At 58.1% G+C, this 1,285-nt stretch carries 1 protein-coding gene; it reads left to right on the top strand.

Annotated features, from left to right (window positions below; translation table 11 throughout):
• The first annotated feature begins 93 nt into the window (after positions 1 to 93).
• Complete coding sequence (locus tag AB0P14_RS17915) at positions 94 to 1,248, top strand: IS1249 family transposase (RefSeq protein ID WP_363845531.1); 1,155 nt, start codon at positions 94 to 96, stop codon at positions 1,246 to 1,248.
• Positions 1,249 to 1,285: the final 37 nt, after the last annotated feature.

The following is a 1,285-nucleotide window of genomic DNA, read 5'->3' as shown; positions in this document are numbered from 1 at the left end:
GGGTTAGCGGCCAGAATGTGTGTATGAAAAGTGGCTTTCGGCCAGTAATCATATGGGATGCAGGGCCCTGTACATGCTTTGAAAGCATGTATGGTGACAGTTCCCAAGAATCACCCCAGGTGTGGTGTATGTACCAAGAAGCTCGTAAAGAATGGCAAGACCAGCGCGGGAAGAACTAGGTGGCGGTGCAAGTCCTGTGGTGCTTCCAGCACCCAGTCACGTGTCGATGTCAGCAAGAAAGCAGAGTTCACAGCGTTCCTGTCCTGGATCACCGGCAAGGACCGTCAGGAAGCCCATGCAGGCTCCGCACGCACCTTTAGGCGTCAGAGTGCATGGTGCTGGGACGTGTCCCCTACAGCCGTCCTGAGCGGTGAAATACACCCCCAGATCATGCTCGACGGAACGTACTTCAACGACTGGTGCGTGCTGGTCGCCTACACCGGCAACCACGTCATCGCCTGGCAGTGGTGCGACAGAGAAAAACATGCGTCCTGGTCTGCCCTGCTGCAACAAATCCCGGCGCCTGCGGTCGCCATCGTTGACGGGCATAAAGGCCTGGAAAGTGCGCTGCGCGAGCACTGGCCAGAGACGAAGGTGCAACGGTGTCTTTTTCATATCCAGCAGAACATTCGAACACACCTCACGATGCGCCCAAACCTCGATGCCGGCAAGGAATTACTGGCATTAGCCAAGGCCCTGACACCGATCCAAGACCTTGACCAAGCCGCTGTCTGGGCCGGGGAATTCGCTTCCTGGGAAGCACGCTGGGAGTCCTTCTTGAAGACCCGAACCTACGCGAAGAAGAACGGCGAGAGGCCCTCCCATATCGGCACGAACCAGCAATGGTGGTTTACACATCTACGCCTGCGTCGGGCCCGCGGAACACTGGCCACGGTATTGAAAAATGGGCACCTGTTCACCTGGCTCACCGCCGCCGCTAACGAGCACAAGATCGACCGCACCACCAGCCCCTTGGAAGGCGGAATCAATGCCGGCCTCAAGCACCTTCTACGCGATCACCGTGGTCTCACAGACCACCACGCCAAACGAGCCGTTGACTGGTACCTCTACCTCCACAGCGAGTCCCCGAAAGACCCCTGGACGTTCGTGAAACCCAGCCACTGGCAGCCCCAAAGAAAACAGACCAAAACCATCGAAGAGCCCATCGGGCCAGCCCTCTACGACACAGCCTTCAGCCCCGAAGACGGAAACGGAATCCAACAAGGATGGGGCGGAAGAAGCCGATGACACGCCCGGGCCATACACACATTCTGGCCGCTAACCC

This window comes from Specibacter sp. NPDC078709 (assembly GCF_040686795.1).
In the GTDB taxonomy this organism is placed as follows: Bacteria; Actinomycetota; Actinomycetes; order Actinomycetales; family Micrococcaceae; genus Specibacter.
The sequence above is the reverse complement of the archived record's forward strand: the minus strand, read 5'-3'. Positions and strand labels throughout refer to the sequence as shown.